The sequence below is a fragment of the Pseudoduganella chitinolytica genome (genome assembly GCF_029028125.1).
Taxonomy (GTDB): Bacteria; Pseudomonadota; Gammaproteobacteria; order Burkholderiales; family Burkholderiaceae_D; genus Rugamonas; species Rugamonas chitinolytica.
This window is the reverse complement of the sequence record NZ_CP119083.1, coordinates 2,196,048-2,222,215: the sequence shown is the minus strand read 5'-3', so window position 1 is coordinate 2,222,215 and position 26,168 is coordinate 2,196,048. Positions and strand designations below refer to the sequence as shown.

General features: G+C 67.4%; 31 protein-coding genes. 19 read left to right on the top strand and 12 right to left on the bottom strand.

Annotated features, from left to right (window positions below; genetic code table 11):
* Positions 1-96 precede the first annotated feature (96 nt).
* From PX653_RS09825 to PX653_RS09790, 8 genes are read left to right on the top strand one after another with little or no spacing between them, the layout of a single operon-like run.
* Complete coding sequence (locus PX653_RS09825) at positions 97-954, top strand: urease accessory protein UreD (protein ID WP_277417707.1); 858 nt, start codon at positions 97-99, stop codon at positions 952-954.
* A 10-nt stretch (positions 955-964) separates the two neighbouring features.
* On the top strand, positions 965-1,267 hold the full coding sequence (locus PX653_RS09820) for an urease subunit gamma (RefSeq protein ID WP_277417706.1): 303 nt from the start codon (positions 965-967) through the stop codon (positions 1,265-1,267).
* 7 nt (positions 1,268-1,274) lie between these two features.
* Positions 1,275-1,601: an urease subunit beta gene (locus PX653_RS09815; RefSeq protein WP_277417705.1), complete on the top strand. Its 327-nt coding sequence runs from the start codon at positions 1,275-1,277 to the stop codon at positions 1,599-1,601.
* Positions 1,601-3,301: an urease subunit alpha gene (gene ureC / locus PX653_RS09810; RefSeq protein WP_277417704.1), complete on the top strand. Its 1,701-nt coding sequence runs from the start codon at positions 1,601-1,603 to the stop codon at positions 3,299-3,301. Before PX653_RS09815 ends, ureC begins: the two co-directional genes overlap by 1 nt.
* 11 nt (positions 3,302-3,312) lie before the next feature.
* Positions 3,313-3,837, top strand: coding sequence for an urease accessory protein UreE (ureE, locus tag PX653_RS09805; protein ID WP_277417703.1), 525 nt, complete (start codon positions 3,313-3,315; stop codon positions 3,835-3,837).
* Positions 3,837-4,517, top strand: coding sequence for an urease accessory protein UreF (locus tag PX653_RS09800; RefSeq protein WP_277418554.1), 681 nt, complete (start codon positions 3,837-3,839; stop codon positions 4,515-4,517). Before ureE ends, PX653_RS09800 begins: the two co-directional genes overlap by 1 nt.
* A 10-nt stretch (positions 4,518-4,527) precedes the next feature.
* Positions 4,528-5,151, top strand: coding sequence for an urease accessory protein UreG (gene ureG / locus PX653_RS09795; protein ID WP_277417702.1), 624 nt, complete (start codon positions 4,528-4,530; stop codon positions 5,149-5,151).
* Positions 5,148-5,675 carry a HupE/UreJ family protein gene (locus PX653_RS09790; RefSeq protein WP_277417701.1) on the top strand — a complete coding sequence of 176 codons (528 nt, stop codon included), beginning with the start codon at positions 5,148-5,150 and terminating at the stop codon, positions 5,673-5,675. Before ureG ends, PX653_RS09790 begins: the two co-directional genes overlap by 4 nt.
* Positions 5,676-5,695: 20 nt before the next feature.
* Here the strand turns inward: PX653_RS09790 and PX653_RS09785 are convergent, their stop codons facing one another.
* Entirely contained in the window at positions 5,696-6,316 is a 621-nt protein-coding gene (locus PX653_RS09785) for a 1-acyl-sn-glycerol-3-phosphate acyltransferase (protein ID WP_277417700.1), read from the bottom strand.
* Between the two features lie 323 nt (positions 6,317-6,639).
* Between PX653_RS09785 and PX653_RS09780 the strand changes: the two genes are divergently transcribed.
* Positions 6,640-7,596 carry an MBL fold metallo-hydrolase gene (locus PX653_RS09780; RefSeq protein ID WP_277417699.1) on the top strand — a complete coding sequence of 319 codons (957 nt, stop codon included), beginning with the start codon at positions 6,640-6,642 and terminating at the stop codon, positions 7,594-7,596.
* A gap of 63 nt (positions 7,597-7,659) precedes the next feature.
* Here PX653_RS09780 and PX653_RS09775 read toward each other — a convergent pair whose 3' ends face one another.
* Together PX653_RS09775 and PX653_RS09770 are read right to left on the bottom strand one after the other, a co-directional pair.
* Positions 7,660-8,712, bottom strand: a complete 1,053-nt coding sequence (locus PX653_RS09775; RefSeq protein ID WP_277417698.1) for an alkene reductase — start codon at positions 8,710-8,712, stop codon at positions 7,660-7,662.
* Between the two features lie 50 nt (positions 8,713-8,762).
* Positions 8,763-9,068 (bottom strand): ArsR/SmtB family transcription factor, encoded by a 306-nt coding sequence (locus tag PX653_RS09770; RefSeq protein WP_277417697.1) that lies wholly within the window; start codon positions 9,066-9,068, stop codon positions 8,763-8,765.
* 231 nt (positions 9,069-9,299) lie between these two features.
* Here PX653_RS09770 and sugE point away from each other — a divergent pair, with 231 nt between their 5' ends.
* The 3 genes from sugE to PX653_RS09755 all read left to right on the top strand — a co-directional run bounded on the left by sugE (position 9,300) and on the right by PX653_RS09755 (position 11,018).
* Entirely contained in the window at positions 9,300-9,620 is a 321-nt protein-coding gene (sugE, locus tag PX653_RS09765; RefSeq protein WP_277417696.1) for a quaternary ammonium compound efflux SMR transporter SugE, read from the top strand.
* A gap of 16 nt (positions 9,621-9,636) precedes the next feature.
* Positions 9,637-10,578 carry a 4-hydroxyproline epimerase gene (locus tag PX653_RS09760; RefSeq protein WP_277417695.1) on the top strand — a complete coding sequence of 314 codons (942 nt, stop codon included), beginning with the start codon at positions 9,637-9,639 and terminating at the stop codon, positions 10,576-10,578.
* A gap of 98 nt (positions 10,579-10,676) precedes the next feature.
* A complete protein-coding gene (locus PX653_RS09755; RefSeq protein ID WP_277417694.1) occupies positions 10,677-11,018 on the top strand; it encodes a YciI family protein in 342 nt (113 codons plus the stop codon).
* 42 nt (positions 11,019-11,060) lie between these two features.
* Here the strand turns inward: PX653_RS09755 and PX653_RS09750 are convergent, their stop codons facing one another.
* Positions 11,061-12,020, bottom strand: a complete 960-nt coding sequence (locus PX653_RS09750) for a M14 family metallopeptidase (protein WP_277417693.1) — start codon at positions 12,018-12,020, stop codon at positions 11,061-11,063.
* Between the two features lie 61 nt (positions 12,021-12,081).
* Between PX653_RS09750 and PX653_RS09745 the strand changes: the two genes are divergently transcribed.
* Positions 12,082-13,233, top strand: a complete 1,152-nt coding sequence (locus tag PX653_RS09745) for an acyltransferase family protein (RefSeq protein WP_277417692.1) — start codon at positions 12,082-12,084, stop codon at positions 13,231-13,233.
* Here PX653_RS09745 and PX653_RS09740 read toward each other — a convergent pair.
* The 4 genes from PX653_RS09740 to PX653_RS09725 form a co-directional block, all read right to left on the bottom strand.
* Positions 13,227-13,877: a PEP-CTERM sorting domain-containing protein gene (locus PX653_RS09740; RefSeq protein WP_277417691.1), complete on the bottom strand. Its 651-nt coding sequence runs from the start codon at positions 13,875-13,877 to the stop codon at positions 13,227-13,229. The two genes, PX653_RS09745 and PX653_RS09740, sit on opposite strands and share 7 nt — an antisense overlap.
* Before the next feature lie 252 nt (positions 13,878-14,129).
* Positions 14,130-14,597: a hypothetical protein gene (locus PX653_RS09735; RefSeq protein WP_277417690.1), complete on the bottom strand. Its 468-nt coding sequence runs from the start codon at positions 14,595-14,597 to the stop codon at positions 14,130-14,132.
* A gap of 54 nt (positions 14,598-14,651) precedes the next feature.
* A complete protein-coding gene (locus tag PX653_RS09730; RefSeq protein ID WP_277417689.1) occupies positions 14,652-15,545 on the bottom strand; it encodes a pirin family protein in 894 nt (297 codons plus the stop codon).
* Positions 15,546-15,565: 20 nt separating this feature from the next.
* Positions 15,566-16,159: an FMN-dependent NADH-azoreductase gene (locus PX653_RS09725; RefSeq protein ID WP_277417688.1), complete on the bottom strand. Its 594-nt coding sequence runs from the start codon at positions 16,157-16,159 to the stop codon at positions 15,566-15,568.
* A 127-nt stretch (positions 16,160-16,286) separates the two neighbouring features.
* Here PX653_RS09725 and PX653_RS09720 point away from each other — a divergent pair, with 127 nt between their 5' ends.
* Positions 16,287-17,189: a LysR family transcriptional regulator gene (locus PX653_RS09720; RefSeq protein ID WP_277417687.1), complete on the top strand. Its 903-nt coding sequence runs from the start codon at positions 16,287-16,289 to the stop codon at positions 17,187-17,189.
* 55 nt (positions 17,190-17,244) lie between these two features.
* Here the strand turns inward: PX653_RS09720 and asd are convergent, their stop codons facing one another.
* Positions 17,245-18,096 carry an archaetidylserine decarboxylase gene (gene asd / locus PX653_RS09715; protein ID WP_277417686.1) on the bottom strand — a complete coding sequence of 284 codons (852 nt, stop codon included), beginning with the start codon at positions 18,094-18,096 and terminating at the stop codon, positions 17,245-17,247.
* A gap of 248 nt (positions 18,097-18,344) precedes the next feature.
* Between asd and PX653_RS09710 the strand changes: the two genes are divergently transcribed.
* Together PX653_RS09710 and PX653_RS09705 are read left to right on the top strand one after the other, a co-directional pair.
* Positions 18,345-20,513 (top strand): TonB-dependent receptor plug domain-containing protein, encoded by a 2,169-nt coding sequence (locus tag PX653_RS09710; RefSeq protein ID WP_277417685.1) that lies wholly within the window; start codon positions 18,345-18,347, stop codon positions 20,511-20,513.
* Positions 20,514-20,871: 358 nt separating this feature from the next.
* Positions 20,872-21,168, top strand: coding sequence for an H-NS histone family protein (locus tag PX653_RS09705; protein ID WP_277417684.1), 297 nt, complete (start codon positions 20,872-20,874; stop codon positions 21,166-21,168).
* 737 nt (positions 21,169-21,905) lie between these two features.
* Here the strand turns inward: PX653_RS09705 and PX653_RS09700 are convergent.
* Positions 21,906-22,067, bottom strand: coding sequence for a hypothetical protein (locus PX653_RS09700; protein WP_277417683.1), 162 nt, complete (start codon positions 22,065-22,067; stop codon positions 21,906-21,908).
* 56 nt (positions 22,068-22,123) lie between these two features.
* On the opposite strand from PX653_RS09700, the gene PX653_RS09695 reads away from it, so the two are divergent.
* Both PX653_RS09695 and PX653_RS09690 read left to right on the top strand, forming a co-directional pair.
* Complete coding sequence (locus PX653_RS09695) at positions 22,124-22,732, top strand: LON peptidase substrate-binding domain-containing protein (RefSeq protein WP_277417682.1); 609 nt, start codon at positions 22,124-22,126, stop codon at positions 22,730-22,732.
* An 89-nt stretch (positions 22,733-22,821) separates the two neighbouring features.
* On the top strand, positions 22,822-23,460 hold the full coding sequence (locus tag PX653_RS09690) for an FMN-binding negative transcriptional regulator (RefSeq protein ID WP_307731056.1): 639 nt from the start codon (positions 22,822-22,824) through the stop codon (positions 23,458-23,460).
* On the opposite strand, the gene PX653_RS09685 is transcribed toward PX653_RS09690, so the two are convergent.
* Positions 23,457-24,398, bottom strand: coding sequence for a DMT family transporter (locus PX653_RS09685; protein ID WP_277417681.1), 942 nt, complete (start codon positions 24,396-24,398; stop codon positions 23,457-23,459). The genes PX653_RS09690 and PX653_RS09685 overlap by 4 nt on opposite strands.
* A 96-nt stretch (positions 24,399-24,494) precedes the next feature.
* On the opposite strand from PX653_RS09685, the gene PX653_RS09680 reads away from it, so the two are divergent.
* Positions 24,495-25,847: an erythromycin esterase family protein gene (locus PX653_RS09680; RefSeq protein ID WP_277417680.1), complete on the top strand. Its 1,353-nt coding sequence runs from the start codon at positions 24,495-24,497 to the stop codon at positions 25,845-25,847.
* Here PX653_RS09680 and PX653_RS09675 read toward each other — a convergent pair whose 3' ends face one another.
* A complete protein-coding gene (locus PX653_RS09675; protein ID WP_277417679.1) occupies positions 25,848-26,114 on the bottom strand; it encodes a DUF1294 domain-containing protein in 267 nt (88 codons plus the stop codon). It lies immediately after the preceding gene.
* Positions 26,115-26,168: the final 54 nt, after the last annotated feature.

The window sequence follows — 26,168 nt, the reverse complement described above, 5'->3', positions numbered from 1 at the left end:
GCGATGGTGCATCGGCGGGCCGCAGTGCCGTGAATGCCCGTCCGCACCTGGCACGCAACTTGCATAGCTGAGCAGGTCATTCCCGGATCCGCGCTCATGCCCGACTGTCTTGCCAGCACTATCGATGTCCCCCCGCACGCCAGCCCTGGCGCGTGGCAGGCCAGCCTCAGGCTGGGCTTTCGCCGCGACGGCGCCGTCACGCGCCTGGCCCGGCGCGAACACCTGGGCCCCCTGCGCGTACAAAAAGCCCTGTATCCCGAAGACCCGGCGATCTGCCACGCGATCGTCGTCCATCCGCCCGGCGGTGTCGTGGGCGGCGACCGCCTGGCCATCGACGTCGCTGCCGGCGCTGGCGCCCAGGTCTTCCTGACCACGCCCGGCGCGGCCAAGTGGTATCGTGCCAATGGCCAGGTGTCCGGCCAGCGCGTGACGCTGCAAGCCGAGGCCGGTGCCACGCTCGAATGGCTGCCGCAGGAAACCATCCTTTATGACGACGCCCACGTCGCACTTGACCACCACGTGACCTTGGCGGCCGATGCCGCCTACCTGGGTTGCGAGATCCTCTGCCTGGGCCGGCGCGCATTCGGCGAGACGTTTGACCGGGGCCGCATTGCGCAGCGCACGTCGATCCGGCGCGGCGGCCGGCTGTTGTGGTGGGAGCAGGGCGTGCTGACGCCGGCCCTGCAGCACAGCCCCCTCGGCCTGGCCGGCCGCAGCGTATGCGCCACGCTGGTGGCCTGCGGCGCGCCGCTGCCCGGCGACGTGCTGCACGCCGTCCGTGCGCTGGCCGACGGGGCCCACTTCGGCGCCACGCAGATGAAGCAGGTGTTTGTCGTGCGCTGGCTGGGCGACGACAGCGAGACAGCCCGCGAAATCATGCTGGCAGCGTGGCGCCTGCTGCGGCCCGCCTTGCTGGGCCGGGCCGGATTCGAACCGCGCAGCTGGCGCACCTGAAGGAACTCCCATGGACCTGACACCCCGCGAAAAAGACAAGCTGCTCATTTTTACCGCCGGCCTGGTGGCCGAACGCCGCCTGGCGCGCGGCCTGAAGCTGAACCACCCCGAGGCGATCGCACTGATCAGCGCCGCGCTGCTGGAAGGCGCGCGCGACGGGCGCAGCGTGGCCGAGCTGATGTCGTACGGGACGACGATCCTGACGCGCGAGCAGGTCATGGAAGGCGTACCGGAGATGATCCCGGACATCCAGGTCGAAGCCACTTTCCCGGACGGCAGCAAGCTCGTGACCGTCCACAACCCCATCGTGTGAGCGCATCATGATCCCCGGCGAATATCAATTGGAGCAGGGCGACGTCCCGCTGAACGAGGGCCGCGAGACAGTCACTGTGGTGGTGGCCAACAAGGGCGACCGGCCGGTCCAGGTGGGCTCGCATTTCCACTTTTTCGAAGTCAACAACGCGCTGTCCTTTGAGCGCTGGAAGGCCTACGGGCGGCGCCTGAACATCGCCGCCGGCACGGCCGTGCGCTTCGAACCGGGCCAGCAGCGCACCGTCGAACTGGTCGTGCTGGAAGGCGACCGCGAGGTGTACGGCTTTTCCGGCAAGGTGATGGGCAAGCTGCGATCCGACGGCGGGCAGGGCTGATGGCGACGATCCCGCGCCGCGCTTATGCCGAGATGTACGGTCCCACCACGGGCGACCGTATCCGCCTGGCCGATACGGAGCTGTTCATCGAGATCGAGCACGACCACGCCACTTACGGCGAGGAGGTCAAGTTCGGCGGCGGCAAGGTCATTCGCGACGGCATGGGGCAGTCGCAGCGCGGCCATGCCCACGTCATGGACACGGTCATCACGAACGCCGTCATCGTCGACCATTGGGGCATCGTCAAGGCCGACATCGGCATCAAGGATGGGCTGGTCGCCGCCATCGGCAAGGCCGGCAATCCGGACATCCAGCCGAACGTCACGATGGCCATCGGCGGCGCCACCGAGATCATTGCCGGCGAAGGCCTGATCGTCACGGCGGGGGGCGTGGACAGCCATATCCACTTCATCTGCCCGCAGCAGATCGAGGAGGCGTTGATGAGCGGCGTGACGACGATGATCGGCGGCGGCACCGGCCCGGCCACCGGCACGGCGGCGACCACCTGCACGCCCGGGCCGTGGCACCTGCACGCGATGCTGCAGGCGGCCGACGCGTTCCCGATGAACCTGGGCTTTCTCGGCAAGGGCAACGTCAGCCTGCCGCTGCCGCTGGAGGAGCAGATCCGCGCCGGCGCCATCGGCCTGAAACTGCACGAGGACTGGGGCAGCACGCCGGCCGCCATCGACAACTGCCTGGCGGTCGCCGACCGGTTCGACATCCAGGTGGCGCTGCACAGCGACACGCTGAACGAAGGCGGCTTCCTGCAGGACACGCTGGCCGCGTTCAAGGACCGCACCATCCACACCTTCCATACCGAAGGCGCCGGTGGCGGCCATGCGCCGGACATCATCGCGGCCGTCGGGCAGGCCAACGTGCTGCCGTCGTCGACCAATCCAACCCGGCCCTACACCGTCAACACGCTGGACGAGCACCTGGACATGCTGATGGTGTGCCACCACCTGGACCCGGCGATCGCCGAGGACGTGGCGTTCGCGGAGTCGCGCATCCGCCGCGAGACCATCGCCGCCGAGGACATCCTGCACGACATCGGTGCCATCTCGATGATGTCGTCCGACTCGCAGGCCATGGGCCGCGTCGGCGAAGTCATCCTGCGCACCTGGCAGACGGCGCACAAGATGAAGGTGCAGCGCGGTCCGCTCGAGGGCGACAGCGCCCGCAACGACAACACCCGCGTCAAGCGCTACATCGCCAAGTACACGATCAATCCCGCCATCACGCATGGCGTCGCGCACGTCGTGGGTTCGCTGGAAGTGGGCAAGATCGCCGACATCGTGCTGTGGAAGCCCGCGTTCTTCGGCGTCAAGCCGTCGCTGATCCTGAAGGGCGGCATGATCGCGGCGGCGCAGATGGGCGACCCGAACGCGTCGATCCCGACGCCGCAGCCGGTGCATTACCGGCCCATGTTCGGCGCCTTCGGCGGCGGCCTGAAAAAATCGTTCACGTTCGTCTCGCAGGCCGCGTTCGATGCGGATATCGGCGCGGCGCTGAAGCTGACGAAGACCCTGATTCCCGTGCGCGGCATGCGCCACCTGCGCAAGCACCACATGATCCACAACGGCGCCACGCCCGTCATGGAAGTGGACCCGGAAACCTACGAGGTTCGCGCGGACGGGCGCCTGCTGACGTGCGAACCCGCCGCCGTGCTGCCGCTGGCGCAGCGCTATTTCCTGTTCTAGAGCGAGAGACGATGCTGACACTGCACACGAAAATATCGGACACGAACGTCACCGACCCGCGCGCGCCCGTCGACGGGCGCCTGGTGCTGCCGTACGAGCTGCGCGAGAAGTGCCGCCTGCGCGCGCGGCTCGACTCGGGCGAGGAAGTCGCCATCTTCACCGTGCGCGGCACCGTGCTGCGCGGCGGCGACCTGCTGAAGGGCGACGACGGCCGCGTCGTGAGGGTGGAGGCGGCGCCGGAATCGACCTACAAGATCACCTGCGCCGATGCGCACGCGCTGCTGCGCTGTGCCTTCCACCTGGGGAACCGCCACACGCAGGCACAGGTGGGCGACGGCTTCCTGCGCATCCGCGCCGACGTCGTGCTGCGCGAGATGCTGGCGGGATTGGGGGCCACGGTCATCGAACAACTGGCGCCGTTCGAGCCGGAGTCCGGCGCCTACGGCGGCGGCCATCACCACCACGACCATGGCCATGGTCCGCTGGCGCCGGTGCCGCTGCGCCAGCGCATCCACCGGCCGGGCGATCCGGCATGATCGCGGCGGCGCAACTGCTGCACCTGTTGCAGCTGGCCAGTCCGTCGCTGCCGATCGGTGCCTACAGCTATTCGCAGGGGCTGGAGGCGGCGCTGGAGCAGGGCCTGGTGAAGGACGCGGACAGCGCCCGGCACTGGATCGTGCGCCAATTGCACGAAGTGGTGACGCGCTGGGAAGCGCCGCTGTGCTGGCGCCTGATGGCGGCATTCACGCAGCGCGATGCACAGCTGGTCGCGGAGCTGTCGGAGCAATTCCTGGCATCGCGCGACACGTCCGAGCTGCGCGCCGAGACGGTGCAGATGGGCTTTTCGCTGGCGCGCCTGATCGCCGAACTGGGCATCGCCGACGAAGGCGCGCTGGCGATGCTGCACGCGCATGCCGAGGTGCCGCTGCCGGCGGCGTATGCCTGTGCCGTCGCGGCGCTGGGCATTCCGCACGAGGAAGCGTTGCTGGCGCTGCTGTTCGCGTGGGCGGAAAACCAGGTGCTGGTGTGCGTCAAGTCGGTGCCGCTGGGCCAGGTGGCGGGGCAGAAGCTGCTGCTGGCGCTGCGCCCGGAACTGGAGGCGGCCGCGCTGTGCGCGCAGTCGCTGGGCGAATACGACCTGTCAAACTGGGCCCCAGGCCTGGCGCTCCTGTCGATGCGCCATGAAGTGCAATACAGCCGACTCTATCGATCCTGAGGAATCCACTATGCAGATCACATCGAACCCGCTGCGCGTCGGCATCGGCGGCCCGGTCGGCTCCGGCAAGACGGCGCTGTGCGAAATGCTGTGCAAGGGCATGCGCGAGCGCTACGACATGGCCGTCATCACCAACGACATCTACACCCGCGAGGACATGGAGATCCTGCTGCGCGCGGATGCGCTGCCGGCCGCGCGGCTGATGGGCGTGGAAACGGGCGGCTGTCCCCACACGGCGATCCGCGAGGACGCGTCGATCAACCTGGAAGCCATCGCCCGCATGCAGGCCGACTTCCCCGACCTGGACCTGATCCTCGTCGAATCGGGCGGCGACAACCTGGCGGCGACCTTCAGCCCCGAGCTGTCCGACCTGACCCTGTACGTGATCGACGTGGCCGGCGGCGAGAAGATCCCGCGCAAGGGCGGGCCCGGCATCACGCGCTCGGATCTCCTCATCATCAACAAGACCGACCTGGCGCCGCACGTGGGCGCGGACCTGGACGTGATGGCGCGCGACGCCCGCCAGCAACGGGGCGAGCGGCCGTTCGTCTTCACCAACCTGCGCAGCGGCGAGGGCGTCGAGCAGGTCATCGCGTTCATCCGCGAGCAGGGCCTGCTGGAGACGCGGCCATGAGCGCGCGCCGGCTGTTGCTCCTGGGCCTGTGCCTGCCGTTGCCGGCGCTGGCCCATCCCGGTCACGTGGATGGCGCCGGTTTCGTCGCGGGGCTGCTGCACCCGCTGACCGGCATCGATCACCTGCTGGCGCTGCTGGCCATCGGCATCTGGAGCGCGCGCCAGCCGGCGCGGCTGCTGCCGGCGGTTGTCGTCGCGCTGGCTGTCGGCGCCGGCGTCGGCGTGGCCGGCCTGCGCCTGCCGGCGCTGGAGGGCGGAATCGCGTTGTCGGTACTGGTGGCCGGCGCGCTGGTCGCCGCGGCGGTGCGGCTGCCGGCCCTGGCGGCATGCGCCATCATGGCCGGCTTCGCGCTATGGCATGGCAATGCCCACGGCCTGGAACTGTCGCGGGCGAGCGCCATCGCCGGCTTCCTGCTGGCCAGCGCGGCATTGCTGATGGCGGGACGGTGGCTGGGTGCATGGCCGCGGGCACGCGTGCTGGGCGGCGCCGTGGCAGCGGCAGGGTTCGTCCTGCTGGCCGCTTAGCCTGAATCAGTCGCGCGGTCTCAGTTGCGTGTCTTTTCGCGCCGCTCGGCCAGCACGATGGGCGCGGCGTTCTGCGGATGCTTGCCCTGCCGTCCCGCGTACGCCGCGGCGATGGCGGCCATGTCGCGCTCCTGGTCGCCCGTCAGCCACAGGTGATCCGTCATGTGCAGCGTCTTGTTGGGGTAATCCAGCGCGACGAGGCACAGCGGCACCTTGGCCTCGATGGCCAGGTGGTAGAAGCCGCTCTTCCAGTTGGGCCGATAGCTGCGCGTCCCCTCGGGCGTGATGGCGACCCAATACCACGGCGCCGCATTCATGCGCTCGGCCTGGGCCCGGATCATGCCGTTCGGCGCGCTGCGGTCGACGGGCTGGCCGCCCAGCTTCAGCAGCCACTTGCCCAGCAACGGAAGACGGAACAGCGAGTCCTTGGCCAGCCAGCGGAAGGGCAGGTCGACGGCCCACTTGGCGAACAGGCCGATGAAGAAGTCCCAGTTCGACGTGTGCTGGTAGGTGACCAGGATACCGCGCGGCCCCGGCAATGGCCGGTACATGAATTTCCAGCCGAAGAGGTGGAGGACGCGCAAGGCCATGCGCTGCTTGATCGTTGGCAGTGCGGCGACCGCCAGCCGGTAATTGGTCATACGGGTTTCCTGTGGGTGGCGCGGCTGCCGTCCGGTCGTTCCACCTTGTGAAAACCGCGGACGAAATTCTATCCGGCCTGGAAGGGCTGAGCAAGCATTGTTGCTCGTCGAAAACCGCATGGGCGCGCCGTTTGCGGCATCGTGGCAACGCCACAGCCACCTGCGCGGCGTCACAAAGTTGTTTTCCGGGCAAGCCGCGAGCGTCGTCGCATCGCGGCTCTGCCGAAGGGAGTGCCGGGCGAACCCCTGGCGGTGGCAAGCACGGACGGACCGTTTTACGTTAAGGTAGCGATCCGCACATCCAATATGAAAGGAACAACACGATGTCCAGAAAAATTCGCCTGGCGCCCGCCGCGCTGTTGACCGCCCTGGCTGTCGCCAGCGGTATCGCTTCCGCGGCCGCGCCGATGGTCAAGACGCAGGCGCCCGGCTTCTATCGCACGATGGTGGGCGACATCGAAGTGACCGTCATCAGCGACGGCACCGTCGACCTGCCGATGGACAAGCTGTTGCATGCGCCGAAACCGAAGATCGACCAGGCGCTCGGGCGTCATTTCCTGCGGGCGCCCGTGGAGACGTCCGTCAACGCCTTCCTCGTCAATACAGGCAGCAAGCTGGTGCTGGTGGACGCCGGTGCCGGCAACCTGTTCGGCCCGACCCTGGGCAAGCTCGTCACCAGCATCAAGGCGGCCGGCTACCAGCCCGAGCAGATCGACGAGATCTACATCACGCACATGCACCCCGACCACGTCGGCGGCCTGAACGCGGGCGACAAGCCGGCGTTCCCGAATGCCGTCGTACGGGCCGACCAGCACGATGCGGACTTCTGGCTGAGCAAGGAACAGATGGATGCCGCGCCGGCGGACAAGAAAGGGTACTTCCAGGGCGCGCAGGGCGCGCTGGGGCCGTATGCGGGTGCCAACCGGCTGCAGCCCTTCAACGGCAATACGGAACTGGTACCGGGCGTGCGCGCCACGTCCAGCTACGGCCACACGCCCGGCCACACGACTTACGTGGTGGAAAGCCGCGGCCAGAAACTGGTGCTGATCGGCGACCTGATGCACGCACGATTCATCCAGTTCGACGACCCGTCGGTGACGATCGGCTTCGACAGCGACAGCAAGGCCGCGCTGGCCGCGCGCAAGGCGGCGTTCGCGGCCGCGGCGAAGGAGGGGGCGCTGATCGGTGCGGCCCACCTGCCGTTCCCGGGGCTGGGGCACCTGCGCAGCAGCGGCAAGGGTTACGAGTTCGTTCCCGTCAATTACACCGTGCCACGCTGAGCGCCGGAAGACACGGCGCCAGCATGGGTCTGTCCCTGGACAGGGACAGACCCCAAGCACCCATCAAGCCAGGGCAGGATAGTCCGTATAGCCCTCGGCCGAAGGACCGTAGAACAGCTCCGGCCGCTGCGGATTGAGCGGCGCGCCTTGCTGCAGGCGCTCCGGCAGGTCCGGATTGGCGATGAAGTCCTTGCCGAAGGCGATGGCGTCGGCTGTACCGTCGTTCAGGGCGCGCTGCGCGCTTTCCAGGCTGAACTGCTCGTTGGCGATATAGATGCCGCCGAATTCCCGCTTCAGCAGCGGGCCCAGGCTGTCCTCACCGACCGCCTCACGCGCGCAGATGAAGGCGATCTTGCGCTTGCCCAGTTCGCGTGCGACGTAGGTGAACGTGCCTTCCGGGTCGGAGTCGCCCATGTCGTGCGCGTCGCGGCGCGGCGCCAGGTGCATGCCGACGCGGTCCGCGCCCCACACGTCGATGGCGGCGTCCGTCACTTCCAGCATCAGGCGGGCACGGTTCTCGATCGGGCCGCCGTACTGGTCGGTACGCTGGTTGGTGCTGTCCTGCAGGAACTGGTCGAGCAGGTAGCCATTGGCGCCGTGGATTTCCACGCCGTCAAAGCCCGCTTTCTTGGCGTTCTCCGCACCCAGGCGATAGGCGGCGACGACCTCGGCCACTTCCTCGGTCGTCAGTGCGCGCGGCACCGGATACGGGCGGATCGGACGCAGCAGGCTGACATGGCCCTTGGCCGGAATCGCGCTGGGCGCCACCGGCGCCTCGCCATCCAGCAGGCTCGGATCGGAAATACGGCCCACGTGCCACAGTTGCATGAAGATCTTGCCGCCCTTGGCGTGGACGGCCTCGGTAACCAATTTCCAGCCAGCCACCTGCTCGTCGGACCAGATGCCCGGCGTGTTCTCGTAGCCCACGCCCTGCGGCGTCACGGAAGTGGCCTCGGACAGGATCAGGCCGGCGCTGGCGCGCTGGGCGTAGTACTCGGCCATCAGCGCGTTGGGCACGCGGCCGGGATTGGCGCGGGCACGCGTCAGCGGTGCCATGATGACGCGGTTCTTCAGGGTCAGGTCGCCGATGGTGATGGGGTCGAACAATGTCGTCATTTCTGTTCCTGTATCAATGGGCCGTGCCGGCCGCGTGCTGCGCGGGACCGTTACAGGCCGAGGTTTAGTCGGTCGAGGAAACCCTGGATGACCTCTTCGTTGCGCTTGAACATATTCCACTGCCCCAGCCGCGTGACCGTCACCAGTCCGGCCTTCTGCAGGATCGCCAGGTGGCCGGACACGGTCGATTGCGACAGGCCGCATTTGTGGTCGATCACGCCTGCGCACACGCCCAGCGACACGGGATGCAGCTGCTGGGCGAAATGGACTTCCGGTTCCTTCAGCCATGCCAGGATCTGGCGCCGCACGGGATTGGCCAGCGCCTTGTGGATCGCGTCGATGTCGAGTTCAGTCATAATTCGGGTTTCTCCGATGCGGATATCGGCTTTCGTCGATTCGCATATTGGTATTCTACGATATAAATCCCGGCCTTGCTGACGGCGCCCGATTGCCGGCCGGGCAGGGCAGCCGCGGCCCGAGGGGTGGAATGATATACTGTCGGGTCACCCGCGGGGACGGCTCCGCCGGCGCAGCGCGCCGCATGGGTTAACGGCAGGGACGGCCTTGCCAGTCGTTTGGAGTGGCATATGTCCTGGGTGTTCCTGTTTATCGCCGGCCTGCTGGAAGTGGGCTGGGCTGTCGGCCTGAAATATACGGCCGGTTTCACGAAGCTGCTGCCGAGCGCCCTGACCTTGGCCGCGATGACGGGCAGCATCGGCCTGCTGGGCCTGGCGTTGCGCGGCCTGCCGCTGGGCACGGCTTATGCCGTCTGGACTGGCATCGGCACCGTTGGTACCGCCGCGTTCGGCATGCTGGTGCTGGGCGAGCCGGCCGGGGCCGCGCGAATCCTGTGCATCGGCCTGATCGTGGCCGGTATCCTGGGCCTGAAACTGCTGTCGCCGCACTAAGCCTGCCGGACGCCACATGCAACGTCTCGACATCATCGATTCCCACACGGGCGGCGAGCCGACCCGCCTGATCGTCGCGGGCGGGCCGGATCTCGGCACTGGCCCCTTGGCGGAACGGTTGGCGCGCATGCGCACCGGACACGACCGCTATCGCACGGCAACAGTGTGCGAACCGCGCGGGTCGGACGTGCTGGTGGGCGCGCTGCTGTGCGCACCGCACGCGCCGGACTGCGTTGCCGGCGTCCTCTTCTTCAACAACGTCGGCTACCTGGGCATGTGCGGGCACGGCACCATCGGCCTCGTCGCCTCGCTGGCGCACCTGGGCCGCATAGGTCCGGGCCGGCATCGCATCGATACGCCGGTCGGCGTCGTCACGGCCGAGCTGCACGAGGACGGCAGCGTCACCGTCGACAATGTGCCCGCGCACCGCACGCGCCAGGCGGTACAGGTGGCGGTGCCAGGCTACGGCAGCGTCACGGGCGACGTCGCGTGGGGCGGCAACTGGTTCTTCCTGGTCGGCGCGCATCCGTTTGCCGTGGTGCCGGCCGAGATCGAAGCGTTGACGGCCTACTGCGTGGCGGTGGGCGACGCGCTGGCGGCGGCCGGCATCGCGGGCGACGACGGCGCGCCGATCGACCATATCGAAGTATTCGGGGCGCCGACCGACCCGGCCGTGGCGGACAGCCGCAGCTTCGTGCTGTGTCCCGGCAAGGCCTACGACCGCTCGCCATGTGGCACCGGCACCAGCGCCAAGCTGGCCTGTTTGGCGGCGGACGGCAAGCTGGCACCGGGGCGGACATGGCGCCAGCAAAGCATCATCGGCAGCGTGTTCGAAGCCTGCTACCGGGTGGAGGAGGGCAATGTACTGCCGTCGATCCGCGGCCGGGCCTGGATCAATGCCGAGGCGGCGTTGCTGGTCGATGACACCGATCCGTTCGGGTGGGGCATACCGCGCTGACGGATGGTCGGGCGCCCAGTCAACAAGGTATGATCCGGCTCATCTCGGCTGCCTGCCCGAGCTTTCGTCCGTCAACCTTCACGAGTGAGGATGCCACCATGACCAAGTTCCTGATTTCGTTCCCCGCCAGTGCGATGGATGTTCCTGCCGAGGAGATGCCTGCCGTGTCCGAGGCCTCGCATGCCGTGATCCGGGAGGCGAAGGCCGCCGGGGTCTATGTGTTTGGCGGCGGCATCAACAGCGATGTCGCGCCGGTGATGGTGGCGCCGGATGGGCGCTGCAAGGCGGAGACGTACCCGCAGACCAGGCAATTCGATGGCGGCTTCTGTGTACTGGAACTTCCGTCCAGGGCCGAAGCCGTCCACTGGGCAGCGAAGATAGCCGCGTCCTGCCGCTGTGCCCAGGAGCTGCGCGAGTTCTTCTACGACCCCGAATGCTGACCGCAGCGGGCAGGACGTCCCGCTGCGTTCCAAGCCCCCCGGTTAAAAGGCCGGATTGACCCGCGCCAGGTAATACCACTCGGCATTCGCCCGCGCGGCGGTGTCGGGAAACAGGATGACCGCGTCGAACGGCGCCAGCACGGGCGTGCCGTCGGCGCGGCGGCCGATCTCGTCTCCCGCCGCCACCCGGTCGAAGCTGGACCACGGGCGGCTGAACGCATCGTCGTCATGCAGCTTGTCGAACACTTCGATCATCGACAACGCCTCGATGGCATCGGCCGGCACCGGCTGCGGCGCCGGTTCCGCCACCAGCCGCAAGTGCGCCAGCGTATTGCGGATGGCCCGGTAGGCGACCTGCGGTGCCTGCGGATCGGCGTGCTGGCCGCATTCAAGCGTCAGCGCGTAACCGCCGGTCGTGCGCATGTATTCCGTCGTGCCCACGCCATAGCGCAGCACCGTCTCGAGCTGGCTGTCGCCGCGCAGGCGCCGCTGCACTCCCGCGCCGTAGGTGCGCAGCCAGCCGTCCACGAAGCGGCGCACACCCAGCACCCGTGCCAGCGAGCGCTCCGCCTGTTCGTGGTGGAACGGTTCCAGCGGGCCGTCGTTGTCGCGCGGTCCCATCATCACGAAAGGCTCGCCCGGCGCGTTGAACGAATGCAGGTCCAGCAGCACGTCGTGCGCGGCCAGCAGGGGGCACAACCAGTTGGCGACGCGGTCCTCGAAGTCTTCCGGCTGCGCTTTCGGGAACAGGTTGCGATTCAGGTTGCGCTCGCCGGCCCGCTGCTTGCGTGCATACGCCAGCGGATTCGTCACGGGCACGAACGTAGCGCTGCCGGCAGCCATCGTCAGGGCGCCGCAATCGAGCTCCGCCATGACGCGCAGGATGCCCTGCGTGCCCGCCGTCTCGTTGCCGTGCACGGCGCCCGTGACGATCAGGCGCGGCCCGGGCTCAAGACCCGTGTAGGTGACGGATCGGAACTGCAGCGGAGCGGATGCGGTCATGCGGGCCTCGGGTGAACGGTGGAAGCACTATTCTAGCGGGACTGGCAGGTAGAATGCCGGGATGAACCATCGCCCGACCCGCCGCCTGCACGGCCTCGACACCCTGCGCGCGCTGGCGATCCTGCTGGTGTTCGCCAATCACTACGTCAACTTCGTCACCCGCCGTCCCACCTTGGGCTTTGTCGGCGAGATCGGCTGGGCCGGCGTCGACCTGTTCTTCGCGCTGTCCGGCTACCTGATCGGCAACCAGATCTTTGCCGGCCTGCGCCAGGACACGTTCTCGCTGCCGGTGTTCTATGCGCGCCGCCTGCTGCGCACGCTGCCCAATTACTATGTGGTGCTGGCGTTGTACGCGTTCTGGCCCGTGTTTGCCGCCCACTCGCCCCATGCGCCGTGGTGGCAATACCTGACCTTCACCTTGAACTTCGACCTGAAGCCGGGCACGCGTTTCTCGCACTCGTGGTCGCTGTGCGTCGAGGAGCAGTTTTATCTGGCGCTGCCGGCGCTGGCGCTGCTGGCCGCGGCCTGCGGGCGCTGGCGCCTGCACCTGGGTTGGCTGCTGATCGCGTCCAGCTTCATCGCGGGCATGCTGCTGCGCGCGCATGCCTGGGACGAGGCGCGCCCGCCGTCGGGCGGTAACTCGCTGTACTATCGCACCATCTACTACTCGACCTTGTGCCGCTTCGACGAACTGGTGGCCGGTGTCGCGCTGGCGCTGCTGAAGAATTGCCATGCAGGGCTGTGGGCCAGGCTGACGGCGTGGGGCAACTGGACGCTGGCGCTGGGCACGGCCATCGTTGCCGTGGCGTTCAAGCTGTTCCTGGCCAATCACTTCGGCCGGGCCGAGACGATCTTCGGTTACCCGCTGCTGGCGCTGGGTTTCGGCCTGCTGGTGCTGGCAGCCGTCAGTCCTGGCTCGCTGTTGTATGGCCTGCGCGTGCCGGGGGCAGGGAGCCTGGCGTTATGGTCGTATGCGATCTACCTGGTGCACAAGCAATTGTGCATCGTGCTGGCGCCGCTGCTGGCACCGCTGGGGATCCATGCCCGCGAACCGGCTGGCGTGGCCCTGCTGCTGGTGGCGAGCGTGTGGGCCGGCTGGCTGTTGTTCGTCCTGGTGGAGACGCCTTTCATGCGCCTGCGCGAGCGCTGGCTGGATGCGCCGCGCACGCTGCCAGCCGTGCCCGTGGCCGGCCGGCAGTCACCGTCCTACTGATTGCGCTTGCGGCGGGCCAGGTAGCCCATCAGGCCCAGGCCCCCCAGCAGCATGCCGTAGGTGCTGGGTTCCGGCACGGCCGCGACCGACAGGTGCAGGTCGTTGACCGTGGCCCACACGCCCCGCTGGTCTTCCGCCGTCATCGTCATCGACACCAGGTCGTGATCCGAGACGAAGCCGACAAACGAGCCCTTGTCCGGTGTGCTCAGCCGATACTCGATGCTGGCGCCGGTGCTGTCGGTGGCCGTCAGGATCAGGTAGTCGGCATCCGTGTAGCCGCCGAACAGGTCGGAGCCATAGAAGAACCCGCCCGCGCCGGCAACCGGCGTCTTGCTGCTGAAGGAGACGATGTCGATGCGGTTGCCGCCCGTCAGGCCGAAATCGACGCCGTCATCGGTGGCGCCCCACAGGCTCGGGTTTTCAGGGCCGGCGGCGATCGTATAGCCGTAGGTGCCTGCGGTGCGGTCCAGCGGGCCGGCATATTCGTCGACGTCCAGGTCATCGAAGCTGTCGACGCCGGTGGTGCCCACGGCCGCCAGGTAGGCGGACTGGCTGGTGTACGTGGTGATGGCGGCTTGTGCGCTGGCGGCGCACAGCATGACTGCGGAAGCGATTGCGGTGGTTACAAAGCGGGTAATACGCACAGTAAGCTCCTTTACAGTTGAGAGGGTGCACCGTCGTGGGGTGCAGCTCTACTGTACTCGCGTGGCTTGCTAAAGCAATCACAAAATTAAGGAACAGTTAAGAAATGTCTGCTGCGGTCACCAAGCGCCTGTCATCGAACTGTCATGAAATGCTGGGCTGGCGCGGGCTTTGAGCTCAACAATACACGCGCCGCCGCCCTGAATTTTCGTTGTCTTTTCGTTACACTTGCAAGGCTGCAGTCGAGGCGTGGCTCAGCGCATTTCGATGACGTCGAACGGCGCATCCGAGCCGCCCAGGAAGTCCAGTACGGCCGCGATGCGTTCGTTCGCGTCTAGGTGCGCACTGGCCGCGATCGCCGCGCGCAGGCCGGGTATCGCTTCCTGGATGTCGCGGCTGCCGTAGGCCCGCAGCAGCAGGGCGGCCAGTTGCGCCGCCTCGCGGCGGTGGCCCAGCCGGAGGCGCTGCTCCAGCAGGCCCAGCAAGGTGCGTTGCATGCGCGGCGTGGGATTGACGACGTGGCCGAACACGAGCGGCGTATTGGCGATGGCGTCGCAGATGCGACGCTCCATCTCATCGGGACTGACGTTCGAGGCGATGTCGAAATATGCCGCATTCCAGCGGGTGCGGGCATAGCGGTGGCCCGGGGGAAAACTGTCGGCCGTGTCGAGCCCGAGCGCTCGGCTCAACCGTTTCAGCAGGTGCAGGAGGGGACTGGTCATCCGCGCATTCTAGCGTGCCGGCGGCCACCCCGGGAGGGGCGGCCGCTGTCCCGCTCAGCCGGCGTGGGCTTCCTCGCCTAACCGTCCGGCCCGGAAATCCTCCACCGCCTGCTGCAATTGCTGTTGCGTGTTCATGACGAACGGGCCGTACTGCGCGATCGGCTCCTGCAGCGGGCGCCCCGCGATCAGGATGAAGCGGGCCGGCTCGTGGCCAGCCGCGGTTACCGTGACGCCGTCGGCGGCCGGATCGTTGGCGAAGATCGCCATCGTGCGCGTGGCCACCTGCCGCGCACCCGTCGTCACGCTGCCCCGGTACGGGTACAGGAAGGCATTGTGGCCAGCCGGCAGCGCCTGGCTGAAAGTGGCGCCCGGCGGCAGCGCCACATCCAGGTACAGCGGCTCCGTACCATCGCGCTGCACGGCGCCCGCCACGCCGTGGCTGCTGCCGGCAATGACGCGCACGGCGGCCCCGGCCGGCGTGGTGAAGGCCGGCACCTCGGCGGCCTTGAAGTCGCGGTACCACGGCGCACGCATCTTGTCCTTCGCCGGCAGGTTCAACCACAGCTGGAAGCCTTCCATGCGGCCTTCCTGCTGTTCCGGCATCTCGGAATGGATCACGCCGCGCCCGGCCGTCATCCACTGCACGCCGCCGTTCTCCAGCAGGCCTTCGTTGCCGGCGCTGTCGCGATGGCGCATGCGGCCTTCGAGCATGTACGTCACCGTCTCGAAGCCCCGGTGGGGGTGGCTCGGGAAGCCGGCAAGGTAGTCGCTGGCTTCGTCCGAGCCGAAATTGTCCAGCATCAGGAACGGGTCGAGCCGACGCTGCAGCGGTTGCGTCAGCACGCGGTTGATCTTGACGCCGGCGCCGTCCATCACGGATTGGCCCGCGATGACCCTTTCCACGGCACGGGGGTGCTGGACGATGCTGTGGCTGTCGATAGTGGTCATGCTGTTCTCCTGTAGGTGGATTACGCCAGTGCGGCGATCTGCTGCTGGGCCTCGGCGCGGGCCCGGGCCACGGCGTCCGGCCCCATGCCGTGGCCTTCCGAGAACACGAACTGCACGTCGTCCAGGCCGACGAACGACAGGAACGTGCGCAGGTGCGGCAGTTGGGTATCGGTCGGGCCGCCCTTGTGCAGGCCGCCGCGGGTGACGGCGACAATCACCTTCTTGCCTTTCAGCAGGCCTTCCGGTCCCGCTGCCGTGTAGCGGAACGTCACGCCGGCACGGGCGATGGCGTCGAACCAGCTCTTGAGCTGGACGGTGATGCCGAAGTTGTACATGGGTGCGCCGATGACGATGACGTCGGCCGCCTGCGCCTGGGCGATCAGCGCGTCGTCCAGCGCCACGCGGGCGGCCTGGGCCGCAGTGCGCTGGTCGGCCGGCGTGAACAGGGCCTGCAGGGCGGCCTCGTCCAGCACCGGATGGGGCTGGGCGGCCAGGTCGCGGCGGACGATCGTAACGTCGGTGCCGGCGGCGAGGCGGGCGACGATCTCGTCGGCCAGGCGGGTCGATTCGGAACCGGTGCTGCGGGCGCTGGAATTGATTTGCAGGATGTTCATGGTGTGCTCCTTGTCTTGGGTTCGTTGTGTGTGCTGCGATGGAGTGACTTTACCTGTTCCACTCACGCGAAAGAAGCCGTTAAAATGTATATCAATGAACCATTGATGGAACAATTGAAGGAGCGCCATGGACATCGACCCATCCGATCTGCTGTTGTTTGCACGCATTGTCGAGTGCGGCAGTTTGAGCCAGGCGGCCCAGCGACTGGGATTGCCAAAGTCCACCGTGTCGCGCCGGCTGGCATTGCTGGAGGGGGCCGTGGGCGAGCGGTTGCTGCAACGGACGACGCGCCGCCTGGTGTTGACCGAGTTCGGCGCCAGCCTGCTGGAGCACGCCCGCAAGGTCGCCGAAGAGACGGCCGCTGCCGGCGCATTGGCGCAGCACCGGCAGCAGGCGCCGAGCGGGCACCTGAAGGTCTCGATGCCGGCCGACTTCGCCAACGAGGCGATGGCCGGCGTGCTGCCCGACTTCCTGGCGCGCTATCCGGCGATCTCGCTGCAGCTGGACCTGTCGCCGCGCCGCGTTGATCTGGTGGCGGAAGGATTCGACCTGGCGGTGCGGATGGGCGCGCTGCCGGACGACGCGACGCTGGCGGCCCGGCCCGTCGTCCACAGCACGTGGTCGCTGTACGCGGCGCCCGGCTATACGGCCGCGCACGGCTTGCCGGAGCATCCGGACGAGTTGTTCCGTCACGCCCTGCTGGGGCTGGGTGCGGTGCAGTCGGGGTTGGTGCGATGGAAACTGCTGCGCGAGAAGACGACCTGGGAGCGCGAGCTGCCGGTGCGGCTGACGGGCAATTCGCCCGAGTTGCTGGCGCGGATGGCAGCGGCGGGTGCCGGCATCGCCAGCTGCACCGACCGCTCCGTGGCGGCGCTGCTGCGCAACGGCAGCCTGGTGAAAGTGTTGCCGGACTGGGCCTTCCCGGCCGTCACGGGCTGGGCGGTATTCCCGGGCCGCCGGCTGATGCCGGCCAAGACCCGGGTGTTCCTCGACATGCTGGAAGCGCACTACAAGGCCACGCTCGCCTGAAAAAAACCCGGGACAGACCCGGGTTTTGAGGCAACACCTGCAAAAACGGTGACAGTCACCGTTTCTGCACGTTCGCCATCATCTCGCCCAGCCGGACGGCGCCGGCGGGTTGCCAGTGCGGGTTGAACGTCAACGCGTCTTTCGGGAACAGCATGACGACGGTCGAGCCCAGCAGGAAGCGGCCCAGTTCCTCGCCTTTCTTCAGCACGATGTCGCGGTCGTGGTACGTCCATTCGCACAAGGTGGGCTGGCGCGGCGGGTTGACCACGCCGTGCCACACGGTGGCCATGCTGCCCACGATCGTCGCGCCCACCAGCGTCATCACGAACGGACCGGACGCGGTGTCGAACACGCACACGACGCGCTCGTTGCGGGCAAACAGGCCGGGGATCCCGCGCGCCGTCGTCGGGTTGACGGAAAACAGGTCGCCGGGCACGTAGATCATGCGCGTCAGCTTGCCGTCGCAGGGCATGTGGATGCGGTGGTAGTCGCGCGGCGACAGGTACAGGTTGGCGAAGCTGCCGTGGCGGAACTGCTCCGCCAGCGTGCCGTCCCCGCCCACCAGTGCCGTCGTCGTGAACTTGTGGCCCTTGGCCTGGAAGATCTGGTCGTCCTCGATGGCGCCGAACTGGCTGATGCGGCCGTCGACGGGGCAGACGAAGTCCGCCTCCGCCAGCGGGCGCACGCCCGGTTTCAGTGCGCGCGTGAAGAACTCGTTGAAGCTGTGGTAGCTGGCGATGTCGGCGTTTTCCGCCTCGTCCATGTTGACGTCGTACTTGCCGACGAACCAGCGGATCAGGCGGGTTGTCATGGCGCCGCCCTTGGCCCCCGCCACGCGGCCGGCGAAATTGGTCAGTGCGCCTTTCGGGAGCAGGTATTGGGGCAGTACGGCAAGACGGTCGGACACGATGGAATCCCTGACATGATCAAGAGCGCATTATAGCCGCGCCGACAATGCTGGCGCGCCATGCGCATGCGAGAAATATTTCTGTCGGGCTAACAATTCTCTTGGAAAACATCTTACAATTCTGCATCTTGCAAAATTACTAATCGCCAGAACCTTCCATGTCCCTCCCTGTAACACTGCGCCCACGCGCAGTCGCCGCCGCCATCGCGGCAGCCCTTTGCACGGCCGCTCCCCTGCATGCCCAAACCGTGAGTGCCAACCCGGCCGCCGAGGAGTCGCCGCCACCGAAAACACCGGTCAAGGCCAAGGCGGAGGCCAAGGCCGGGGCCGAGCCCGAGCCGGAAAAGATCCAGAAAGTCGAGATCAAGGGCTCCACGGCGGCCTACGACCCGCGCCGCGACGATACCGCCAGCAAGATCGTCGTGTCGAACGAGGAGATCGTGCGTTACGGCGACACGTCCGTCAGCGACGTGCTGAAACGCCTGCCCGGCATCACGGTTGGCGGCGGCGGGCGGGGCGGCAACGACATCCGCATGCGCGGCCTGGGCAGCGGCTATACCCAGATTCTGCTGAACGGCGAGCGCGCCCCGACCGGCTTCTCGATCGATACGCTGGCGCCCGACTCGATCGAGCGCATCGAGATCGTGCGGGCGGCCAGCGCGGAGTTCTCCACGCAGTCAATCGCCGGCACCATCAACATCGTGCTGAAGAAAGCCGTCAAGTCGGCCCAGCGCGAGCTGAAGGTGGGCGCCGGCAAGAGCGCCGATGCCAGCAATCCCTTCGCGAACCTGCAGCTGTCCGACAAGCTGGGCGCACTCAGCTATTCGCTGACGGCCAACGCATGGCGCTACCGCTACGACCGCCAGACGCCCACCGAAGACACCCGCACGGCGCCGGACGGCCGCGTGGTCGAGCTGCGCCAGTCGCGCCAGCACGACCGCGGCAGCCCGCAAGGGGTGGCGTTGAACGCCCGCCTGAACTGGACGCTGAAGGACGGCGACACGGTTACCTGGCAGACCTACGGCAACACCCAGCAAGCCGACTACCTCGGCATCGAAGCCATCGCCACGCCGGTCGGCACGCCGCCCCGTTCCACCGACCGCACGATGCGGGACGACTCCCGCAACACGTTCGGCCGCAGCGACGTCAACTGGGTCGCCAAGCTGGCCGGCGGCGGCAAGCTGGACGTCAAGCTGGGCACCCACTGGATGCGCTCGCGCGGCCTGTGGGAAGAGCAGGACTACCATGGCGCCACGCTGTGGCGCGACGCGGCGATCCGCAGCAGCACGCGCGAGCGCGCCGTCACCACGCAGGGCAAGTACTCGACGCCGCTGGTGCCGGACCATGCGCTGTCGATGGGCTGGGATGCCGGTACTTCCTGGCGCGAGGATACGCGGGTCGAACGCGACGCGGCGCTGCCGGGCGCATTGCCGGACAACTCGGACGAAGGCTACGAAGCGTCGATCCGCCGCCTGGCGCTGTACGTGCAGGACGACTGGAACGTGACGCCGCGCTGGTCGATGTACGTGGGCGTGCGCTGGGAGGGCATCGACACCACCAGCGAAGGCAGCACGTTCGACCAGGTGCGTACGAAGACCAGCGTGTGGAGCCCGCTGGCGCAGACGCTGTACAAGATCCCCGACAGCCGCGACCAGCTGCGCCTGGCGCTGACGCGCACCTACAAGGCACCGGCCGCCAACAGCCTGATCCCGCGCCGCTTCACGGCCACCAACAACAGCCAGAACGACCCGGACCGGCGCGGCAATCCCGACCTGCAGCCGGAGCTGGCGACGGGCATCGATGCCTCCTTCGAGCATTACTGGGCCGAGAACGCGCTGCTCAGTGCGGCTGTGTCGATGCGCCGCATCAGCGGCTACATGCGCCAGGGCCTGTTCCTGGACCCCAATGGCCGCTGGGTCTCGGCACCCGTCAACGACGGCAGTGCCGTTACCCGCAGCGTCGAGCTGGAAGCGAAATTCCCGCTGTCCGCGGTCATGAAGGACGCGCCTGGCATCGACCTCCGCGCCAGCGTCAGCCGCAACTGGTCGCGCGTCGAGGCCGTGCCGGGGCCGGACAATCGCCTGGGCCAGCAGACGCCGCTGTCGGCCACGCTGGGCGTCGACTATAAAAGCCGCGACAGCAAGCTGACGACGGGTGCCAGCTTTGCGTTCAAGACCGGCGGACCGGTCCGGATCGATGTGAACCAGACGGGCTACCAGTCCGTCCGGCGCGATCTGGACGTGTATGCGGTGTGGAAGTTCACGCCGCAATACCAGCTGCGGATGGCCGTGTCGAACGTGCTGGGGCAGGATTATTTCTACGATAACGCGTATCGCGATGCCAGCGGCGTGCGCCGCCGCACCGGCACCTACGCAGGTTATCCGCAAGGACGCGTAACGCTGGAAATGCGCTTCTAAAATACCGCTTGCCCGCGCAGCGGCGCGGAGAGATCGTGCGCGCCTGCGCCAGGCGGGCATCAATAGGCCGGGTCAATAGCCCGGCCTATTCACATCCATCGACATCCTTCGACATCCATTCGGCCGGACCGCGCGCCGGTAGGACACGGTCTTGTCGCCATTCAAGGAAGACTGCCGGTTCGGCTGCCGGTAGTTAATCCGACCGGGTCCGCTTTATTAGCCGAAACGTTCCGTTGCAAACTGTACAAATAAAATGTGGAATTAGTCCGGCATCTTATGGTAAATTGGCGGTACATTCAATTCTCACAGATTGTCACACCCCGGTTTTACCCGGTTTCACACCTACGAAGGATAAGAGATGACGACCTACCAGGAATACCAGGCCAAGATTGCCGAATTGCAGAAAGCAGCCGAAACGGCGCGCAAAAACGAAATCGCGCAAGCCAAGGAACAAATTGCCAGCATCATGCGCGAATACGGCCTGACGATGGCCGACCTGGGCCCTGCCGTCAAAGCTGCCAAGCCCGTCAAGCCGCGCGCGCCAGTACCGATGAAATACCGTGACGACGTCACCGGCCAGACCTGGACCGGCCGCGGTCGCGCCCCGAAGTGGCTCGATGGCCGCAAGAAGGAAGATTTCCTGATCAAGCAGTAATCCGGCAGGCAGCAATGCTACCTCTCGTGCCAGGAATGGCCGCGCTGCCGCGCTGCCATTCCTGGCGCAGGCATTGGGCCCCGCTTCAAATCCGGTTCGCCTGCAGCATTAATGCCGGCGCAGCCGGCCGGTGCGATGCAGATACGGACTTTCCCGCTACGCCATTTGATGGACGCGACGATAAGACGGTAATGCTTCACAACCAACGGTAACACGGCTGCACGCCTGTTCACCTGATGTTTATGCTTTTGCCCCTGCGGCGTCGCAATGCAGAAATCACCTGGCGCTTGACGGGTGCGGATCGTCCGGCTGCCGCGTTTGGCGTACTTACGCTGCGCATTTGTCGCACATTTGCCGCGTTAGCCCGGCACCGTTCCGCGTCGCGATATTCTGCCGGTATCCGTCATGGTCTTTGATACAGGCCAGCGTCGATTCACTTATTGTCGCTCCCAGGCGACACTCTTCCCATATCGTGCATAACCGTCCTGGTTCTTTTTATATGGCCCCGATAATGCCGACATCGCCATCAAGCGCGCCATCGCCGACCGGATCAAGGTGGACGCCGACTACCGCACGGGGCCGGACGGCGCCGCGCATGGCACCCTCAGCCAGGAAGAGCTGAACGCGCTGCGCTGGGCATCCGACACGTCCACGTAGCAAAATCGGTGACAGTCACCCTTTTCCAGTCACCCTTTTCCAACGTCCGACCCCGGCTCCTGCCCTTGGGTTGAGCACGGCTATGGCGGCAGCGCGGCGGCCCGTCGACAGCGTCCATGCAAGCTGCTGCGCGCGCCGACCTGGTCGCAGTCGATGGTGACCCCACCGCCGACGTGGCCGCGCTGCAGGCCGTGCGTTTCGTCATGCAGGAGGGGGGCGATCGTGCGCTGAGCGGCATCCATGCGGGCGGCAGGGCTTTGCAAGTTATGCGATGATGGCCGCCATGATTCCGCCCGCCATGATCCCTCTTTTCCCGCTCAACACGATCCTGTTTCCGGACGGGCGCCTGGCGCTGCAGGTGTTCGAGGTGCGCTACCTGGACATGATCCGCAAGTGCATCGCCAATGGCGGGGAATTCGGCATCGTGCCGCTGGCGCATGGCGACGAAGTGCGCAAGCCGGGCCAGCACGAGGCGCTGTGCAGCGTCGGCACGCTGGCGCGCGTGCTCGAGTGGACGGCACCGTTGCCGGGCCTGATGCAGATCACGTGCCTGGGCACGCAGCGCTTTCGCATCGAGGCGGCCACGCAACTGCCGCACGGTCTCTGGATGGCCGAGGTCACGCGGCTGCCGGACGACCTGGCGATCCCCATCCCGAACGACCAGCAGGACGTGGCCAACGCCCTGGGGTCGCTGATCCGCACGCTGCAGCAGCGCGGCGTGACGGGCGCGCAGATGCCGATGCACCCGCCGTACCGGCTGGACGACAGCGGCTGGGTCGCCAACCGCTGGTGCGAGCTGCTGCAGCTGGACATGGTGCAGAAGGAGCTGCTGCTGGCGCAGGAAAATCCCGTGCTGCGCCTGGAACTGGTGCAGGATGCGCTGACGGAGAATGGCCTGCTGAACTGAGGGCCTGCTGGCTCCACGGCGGTGCGTCGCCGTGGCTCTTGCCCGCCGCCACGGCGGGGTGCGACACTGCAAGCCTGTCCACGTCACCCATGCCTGCCATGTACTGTCCCGCCGCCTTTACCGAGGACCGCCTCGACGTCCAGCACGCCCTGATGCTTGCACATCCCCTGGCCACGCTGGTCGTTGGCGATGGTGCCGGCATCACCGCCGACCTGGTGCCGTTCCTGCTGTACCCCGGCGATGGCTCGCGCGGCACGCTGCGCGCGCACGTGGCGCGGGCCAATCCGTTGTGGCGGGCGTTGCGCGACGGTGCATCGTGCCTGGCCGTCTTCCAGGGGCCGCAGGCTTACGTCAGCCCCGGCTGGTATGCCTCGAAGGCGCAGCACCACAAGGTGGTGCCGACCTGGAACTACGCCGCGGTACAAGTGCGGGGCGTCGTGCGCATCGTCGAGGAGGCGGCGTGGCTGCGCCGGCAATTGACCGACCTGACCGCCACGCAGGAGGGCGGGTTGCCCCAGCCGTGGGCCGTGGCGGACGCCCCGCCGGCGTTCGTCGACGCTCTGCTGCCGGCCATCGTCGGCATCGAGCTGGTCATCGACACCATCGAAGGCAAATGGAAGGTCAGCCAGAACCGCGGCGCCGCCGACCGCGCCGGTGTCGTGGCGGGCCTGGCTGCCCGCGGCGAAGACGCGATGGCGCAGCTGGTGCGCGGCGTCGGCGCTGATTAGGCAGGCGGCGCCGCGTGCGCGCGCACCGACCACGTCACGCCAATCACCAGCAGCGCGATGGCCGCCGTCTCCAGCGGGCGCGGCCACTGCGCGCGCCAGACGAAGCCGTACAGCAGCGCGAACAGGGTCTCGAACAGGATCAACTGGCCGGACAGCGTGACGGGCACGCGCCGGCTCGCCACGTTCCACAACTGGTTGCCGATGACGGAGGCGCCCAGCGCCAGCAGCCCGTTGAACAGCCAGAAGCGGCCCCAGTCGCGCCCGGAGGCGACGGCGCCGGCGACCGTCACGTCGGCATGCCAGACGGCGAACGCCAGCGCGCCGAGGACCAGCGCCAGCAACCCCGACATCAGCCCATACAGAGCCGACCACTCGGCGCTGCTGAAGTGCGGATTGCGTTTCAGGTAGCGCGCATTGTCCACCGCGTACCAGCTCCAGCATGCCAGCGCGCCGGTGGCGGCCAGCACGCCCGCCAGCGTGTGCCACAACGGCCGCCCGGTCGCGTGCGCGTGCAGGAACGTGTCGACGTTGACGCAGGCGATGCCGGCGCCCACGATCAGCAGCGGCAGCGCCAGCTCGCGCAGCGGCACGGCGCCATGGTCCTTGCGCCCCATCAGCGTGACGGCGATCGGCAGCACGCCGATGATCAGCGACGTGGGCGCCACGCCGGCGAGGCGCACGCCCAGTGCCAGCAGCATGTAATAGACGATATTGCCGGCCAGCGCGTGGCGCAGCAGCGCGGCGAGATCGGTGCGATCCAGCCGCGCGGCCATGCCGCCCAGTTTCGGCAGCAGCAGCACCAGGGCCATCGCGCCGTAGGCGGTATAGCGCCCGACGGCCAGTTCCAGCGGCGAGAACGCCGTCAGCAGTTCCGGCACGATGAACACCATGCCCCACAGTGCGCCCGCCAGCAGGCCGCACGCCACCCCTTGCCACATCGTTTCGACTTTCCTGTTGTTAAAGCTGCGACAGTGTCGCACAGCTTGCGCTAAGGTGTGCCGCATGTAGATATGCGAATGAAGCGGGAGGACACCATGGGAGACAAGGACATCATCGCGGCACTGCGCCAGGACGCGCGGCCGCTGGACCATGCGGACGGCTTCGATGCCGTGCTGGAGACGATCGGCGATGCCTCGATCGTGCTGCTGGGCGAAGCGACGCACGGTACGCGCGAGTTCTACCGCATGCGTGCGGAGATCAGCAAGCGACTGATCGTGGAGAAGGGCTTCGACGCCATCGCCGTCGAGGCGGACTGGCCGGATGCGCTGCGCGTCAGCCGCTACGTGCAGCACGGCGGCGACGACATGACGGCCGAAGGGGCGCTGGCCGGCTTCAAGCGCTTCCCGCAATGGATGTGGCGCAACCAGGAGATCGTCGAGCTGGTCAACTGGCTGCGCGTGCACAACGGCCACGTGGCCAGCAGCGCGCGCCGGGTGGGCTTCTACGGTCTCGACCTGTACAGCCTGGCGCAGTCGATGCAGGCCGTGGTCGAGTACCTGCAGCAGGCCGACCCCGAGGCGGCCGAGCGGGCGCGCCAGCGCTACGCCTGCATCGACCACATGGCGGAAGACCCGCAGCGCTACGGCTACGCGACGACGTTCGGCATGAAGGAGGACTGCGAGCGGGAAGTGGTGCGCCAGCTGATGGAGTTGACCCGCCAGGCCAATGCCCACCTGGCAGGAGGGAGCGGCCAGGTACCGGACGAACTGTTCTATGCGCAGCAGAATGCGCGCGTGGCGCGCAACGCGGAGACCTACTACCGCTCGATGTTCCAGAGCCGCGACGAGTCGTGGAACGTGCGCGACTCGCACATGGCCGAAACGCTGGAGGCGCTGCGCGAACACATCGCCCAGCGCACCGGCAAGCCGGCCAAGGTGGTCGTGTGGGCGCACAACTCGCACCTGGGCGATGCCCGCGCCACGGAGATGGGCGAGGGCGGCCAGCTGAACCTGGGCCAGCTGGTGCGCGAACGCTATCGGCCGGAAGACACGTTCCTGCTGGGCTTCACGACGCACACGGGTACCGTGACGGCGGCCACCGACTGGGACGGCCCGGCGGAACTGAAGCGGGTGGTGGCGTCACGCCCGGACAGCGTGGAGCGGCTGTTGCACGACGTCGCGACCGCCGGCGGCATGGCGCAGTTCCTGCTGCCGTTGAAAGGGCGCGACAGCGCGCTGGCCCGCCTGCCAGTGCGCCGGCTGGAGCGGGCCATCGGCGTCATCTACCGGCCCGACACGGAGCGCTACAGCCATTACTTCGGGGCGGATGCGGCGAAACAATTCGATGCGCTGATCCACGTCGACCGCAGCACGGCGCTGCAGCCGTTGGAGCGCTCGGCGCTGTGGCAGATGGACGAGGTGCCGGAGACCTATCCTTCCGGCCTGTGATCAGACCAGCAGGAGGGCGGCGACGTTGACGAGCACCGTCAGCCAGAAGCGAACCTGGAACGAGGCCTTTGCCGTCTTGTGGCGCAGCCGGCGCTGGGCCAGCAAGGCGCCGGGCCAGCCGCCAATGAGGCCAAGCAGCAGCAGGGTGTTCTCCGGCGTGCGGCGGCGGCCCGTGCGTGCGGCGCTCTTGTCGCGGGCGTAGGCGACATAGGTAACGAGGTTCAGGGCGGCCAGCAGCGCGGCCCCTGCGAGATAGTAGTTCAGCATGAAGGGTAGGGTCTGTCGCCGACGGGGACTGACCCCGAAGTTTTGCTGAAGCCG